General features: G+C 67.8%; 1 pseudogene. It reads left to right on the plus strand.

Going from position 1 to position 5244, the window contains the following annotated elements:
• Positions 1-112 precede the first annotated feature (112 nt).
• Positions 113-5164 (plus strand): annotated as a pseudogene (locus tag H7A86_RS21280) (amino acid adenylation domain-containing protein); the annotation flags it as partial.
• Positions 5165-5244: the final 80 nt, after the last annotated feature.

The raw sequence follows: 5244 nt of genomic DNA on the forward strand, positions 1-5244 counted from the left end.
GACCGAACGCGATCGCCTGCTGCGTGGGTTCAACCCGCCGATCACGGAATACCCTCGCACTGCGCTGTTGCACGCAGCCTTCGAGCGAAATGCGCGCGTGCAGCCTGAAGCGGTTGCCGTTGAGGATGCGCGCCAGCGTGTCACCTACGGCTCGCTGAACCGGCGCGCCAACCAGATGGCGCATTACCTGATACAGCTCGGCGTCGGCCCCGGCACGCGGGTAGCCATCTGCCTGGAGCGTGGACCGGACATGGTCGCCGGTGTGCTGGCCATTCTCAAGGCAGGCGGTGCCTATGTCCCACTCGATCCGGACTACCCTCTGGATCGTCTGGTGTACATGCTCGAGGACAGCGCGCCTGCCGTGCTGTTGACGGATGCACTGCTGCAGGCACGGTGGCCCGACCTTTCAATGCCCGTGGTGCGCTGGGACGGCGACGCGGACGCCATCGCCGCCTGCGCGGCGGACGACCCGGATCCAGTCCGAGTCGGGGCGAACGCAGCAGACCTGGCCTACGTCATCTACACCTCCGGTTCGACGGGATTGCCCAAAGGCGTGATGGTGCAGCATCGTCCCGTGGTCAATCTGGTCGATTGGGTGAACCGTACCTTCCTGGTAGGGCCTTCGGACCGGCTGCTGTTCACGACCTCGCTGTGCTTTGATCTTTCGGTGTATGACATCTTCGGCATGCTCGCGGCTGGCGGCGTTGTGCGCATAGCCTCGAAGGATGAGGTGGCCGACCCGCGCCGCCTGCTGGATATCCTGTACGAAGAAGATGTCACATTCTGGGATTCCGCGCCTGCGGTGTTCGGCCAGCTGTCGCACATGCTGGAGACCGGGCGGGCGGGTAACGGCCATCTTCGACTGGCGTTCTTCAGCGGCGACTGGATTCCCCTGGATCTACCCGTTGCATTGCGCCGGGCGTTCCCGGAATGCCAGGTGGTGGCACTGGGCGGGGCCACGGAAGCCACGGTCTGGTCGAACTATCATCAGGTGGTCGATGCAGACCCGGCGTGGTCGAGCGTACCGTATGGTCGCCCCATCCAGAATGCCACCTACCACGTGTTGGACGCACGGCTGCGTCCGTGCCCTGTTGGGGTGGCGGGCGATCTGTACATCGGCGGTGAATGCCTGAGCGCCGGCTACTTCCGCCGTCCCGCTTTGACCGCCGAGCGCTACATCCGCAGTCCCTTTGCCATGGAGCCGGACGCACGCCTCTATCGCACCGGCGACCGGGCGCGATATTGGGCGGACGGCACACTCGAGTTCCTCGGTCGGCTGGACAGTCAGGTCAAGATCCGCGGCTTCCGCATCGAGCTGGGGGAGATCGAGGCACAGTTGCTGGCGTGCGCGGGCATCCGCGAGGCAGTGGTGGTGGCACGGGAGGAGCGGGCAGGCGATCGCCGGCTGGTGGCCTACCTGATTGCCGAGGACGGTGCCGAGCCGGTACCGGCGGTGCTGCGCGACGCACTGGCACGCAAGCTGCCCGAGTACATGCTGCCCAGCGCGTTCGTGGTGCTGGCGGCCTGGCCGCTGACCGCCAACGGCAAGCTGGACCGGGCCGCGTTGCCGGCCGCCGACGCGGCGGCAGTGGCCACGCGCGGTCATGAAGCGCCCGTATCGGAGATCGAAGTACAGGTGGCCGGCATCTGGGCCGAGTTGCTGGGGCTGGAGCGTGTCGGACGGCAGGACAACTTCTTCGCACTGGGCGGACACTCGCTGCTGGCCACCCAGGTGGTCTCGGCCGTGCGCCGGCTGCTGGGGTGGGAAGTGCCGCTGGGTCAGGTGTTCCGTCATCCCACGTTGGCGGCCTTTGCGGCCTGTGTGGAGGAGAGTGCGCCGAGCACGCTGGAGGCGCTGGTTCCCACCGTGCGGCCGGAGGTGCTGCCGTTGTCGTGGGCGCAACAGCGGCTGTGGTTCCTGGATCAGCTCGATCCGGCCGCGAGTGCGGCGTACCACATGCCGGCGGCGTTGCGCCTGCAGGGCGCACTGGACAGGGTGGCGCTGCAGGCTGCGCTGGATCGGGTAGTGGCGCGGCATGAGGGCCTGCGCGCGCGCTTCGTCTCGGGCAAGGACGGCCCGGTGCAGCAGTTCGCGCCAGACTCGATCGGCTTCGCGCTGCAGTACCGGGACTTGGGCGACCTGGCTCCGGCCGCGCAGGCGGAGGCGGTGGCCGAGGCCGATCGCCGGCAGACGCAGAGCCCGTTTGATCTGACGACCGGCCCGTTGATCCGCGGCCAGCTGCTGCGCTTGTCCGCGCAGGAGCACGTGCTGCTGGTGACGCAGCACCACATCGTGTCCGACGGTTGGTCGATCGGGGTGATGATCGGCGAAGTCACCGCCTTGTACGAGGCCTTTAGCCAGGGCCAGCCGGACCCGCTGCCACCATTGGCGATCCAGTATGCCGACTACGCGCTCTGGCAGCGGCAGTGGTTGCAGGGCGAGGCGCTGCAGCAGCAGCTCGGGTTCTGGCGCGAGCACCTGAGCGGTGCGCCGGCGCTGCTCGAGCTGCCCACCGACCGGCCGCGTCCAGCGGTACAGAGCTATGCCGGTGGCAATGTGGCATTCACCTTGCCGGCACCGCTGGTGGAACGACTGCACGCGTTGTCGCAGCGACATGGCACCACGCTGTTCATGACCCTGCTCAGCGGTTGGGCGCTGTTGATGTCGCGCCTGAGCGGGCAGGGCGAGGTGGTGATCGGGACACCGGTGGCGAACCGGCAGCGCGCCGAGATCGAGCCGCTGATCGGCTTCTTCGTCAACACCCTGGCCCTGCGGGTGAACGTGCAGGCCGCGTCGGACGTGGCCGGGCTGCTGGCCCAGGTCAAGGCGACCGCGCTGGCCGGCTACACTCATCAGGAGCTGGCGTTCGAGCAGGTGGTGGAGGCATTGCAGCCGACGCGCAGCCTCGGCCACAGCCCGGTGTTCCAGACGATGGTGTCGTTGAACAACACGCCGGTGCGCGGTGCGACCGAGGTGCCGGGGCTGGTGCTGTCGCCGCTGGAGTCGCAGCAGACCACGACCCAGTTTGACCTGTCGCTCTCGCTGATCGAAGCCGACGAGGTGTTGGAAGGGGGGCTGGAGTATGCCAGCGACCTGTTCGACGCGGCCACCGTGCAGCGTTGGTGCGCGCACCTGGTGAAGGTGCTGGAGGCGATGGTGGCCGATGACCGGCAGGCGGTGGCGGCCGTGCCGCTGCTGGCCGACTTCGCGCGTGACCAGCTGGTACGGGCGTTCAACCAGACGGCCTCAGCACCGGTGGAGGCAGCGACGGTACAGGCCTTGTTCGAACGCCAGGTGCAGCAGGCTCCGTCGGCCGTGGCGGTGATCCATGAAGACCGCGCGGTGAGCTACGCCGAACTGAACCGGCAATCCAATCAGCTGGCCCATCAGCTGATCGGGCTGGGCGTGGGCCCGGAGCATCGCGTGGCGCTGTGCATGGAGCGCGGCGTGGATATGGTGGTGGGGTTGCTGGGCATCCTCAAGGCCGGTGCGGGCTACGTGCCGCTGGATCCGGCCTATCCACGCGAACGCCTGGCCTATATCGTCCAGGACAGCGCGCCGACGGCCGTACTGAGCCACATTGGCTTGCCCGCGGCGGTCCACGACTGGTTGCAGACGGTGGCACCGGCGCAGGTGGTGTTGGGCGATGCGGCGACGATGGAGCGGCTGGGTGCATTGCCGGAGCACGATCCTGCCGTGACCTCGGACGCGCACGATCTGGCGTATGTGATTCACACTTCCGGGTCCACGGGCAGGCCCAAGGGCGTGCTGGTGGAGCACCACAGCATGGTCAACCTGGTGGCCGAACACGTGCGGCGCTGCGGACTGGGCCGTGACGACCGGGTGCTGCAGTTCGCCTCAATGTCCTTCGACGCCTCGGTGGAGGAGATCTTCGCGCCGTTGGCGGCCGGTGCCACCCTGGTGCTGCGACCGTCGCTGCTGCCGCCGGACAGCACCTTCAGCCAGTACCTGCGCGACCAGCGGATCAGCGTTGTCGAACTGCCCACGGCGTTCTGGCATTACTGGGTGGGCGATGCCGGTTTTGAACACGGCCTGGCGCAGACCTGCGCGCGGCTGGTGGTCATCGGTGGGGAGAAGGCCAGCGCGGACAGCGTTGCACGCTGGCATCACGCCTGCGCGCGGCACCCCTGCCAGCTGCTCAATACCTACGGCCCGACCGAAGCCACGGTCTACGCCACGGCGACCCTGCTGGAGCCAGCATGCAGGGCGACCGGCGAGCCGTCGATCGGCCGGCCGATCGCCAACACCCAGGTGCATGTGCTCGATGCGTGGCAGCAGGTGCAGCCGCTGGGAGTGGTGGGGGAGATCCACATCGGTGGCGCAGGCGTGGCCCGGGGGTATCTCAACCAGCCGGCGCTCACCGCCGAGCGCTTCATTGCCGATCCGTTCAGCACCGATCCGCAGGCCCGCCTGTACCGCACCGGCGACCTGGGCCGCTGGCGTGCCGATGGCACGCTGGAGTACGTAGGGCGAAACGATTTCCAGGTCAAGCTCCGCGGTTTCCGCATCGAGCTGGGCGAAATCGAGAGCCGTCTGCGCGCCTGTGCCGGGGTCCGTGAAGCGGTGGTGCTGGCCCGCGAAGACCGCCCGGGTGATCCGCGCCTGGTGGCCTACGTCCAGGCCGACACGGGTGCGATGCCGGCTTCGGCTGCGTTGCGCGAGGCGCTGTCCGGCGCGCTGCCGGACTACATGGTGCCCGGTGCCTACGTGACGGTCGACGCGTGGCCGGTCAATGCCAGCGGCAAGCTCGACCGGCGCGCATTGCCGGCACCGGACGCTGCAGCTGTCTCCAACCGTTTCGTTGCGCCGCATTCCGAGATCGAAATCGTGCTTGCCGCGCTCTGGGCGGAAGTACTGGCGATCTCCCAGGTGGGAGTGCATGACAACTTCTTCGAGCTGGGTGGCAACTCCCTTTTGATTGTCAGGCTGCACCAGCGGGTCCTCCAGCATTATCCCCGCAACTGCACGCTCATGGACATGTTCACCTATCCCACGGTGGCCTCCCTTGCTCGTCACCTGGCGGCGGGAGAGGAGGACATGGCGGGCGAGGCCGATGGTGCGGCCCGCGGTGCCGCGCGGCGTGCGCATGCCCAAAGCCGCAGCAGGGCATCCCGTCCGGCTCCTTCGGGCATCGAGAACTAACGTCTTTCCCTTCCCATGAGGTGTCGCCGATGCCGTCCGGCGCAGCGTGCCCTCGCCCGTGCCAAGCTTTGGTGAGTTCA

Origin of the sequence: Xanthomonas euroxanthea (assembly GCF_903989455.1) — a bacterium.
In the GTDB taxonomy this organism is placed as follows: domain Bacteria; phylum Pseudomonadota; class Gammaproteobacteria; order Xanthomonadales; family Xanthomonadaceae; genus Xanthomonas; species Xanthomonas euroxanthea.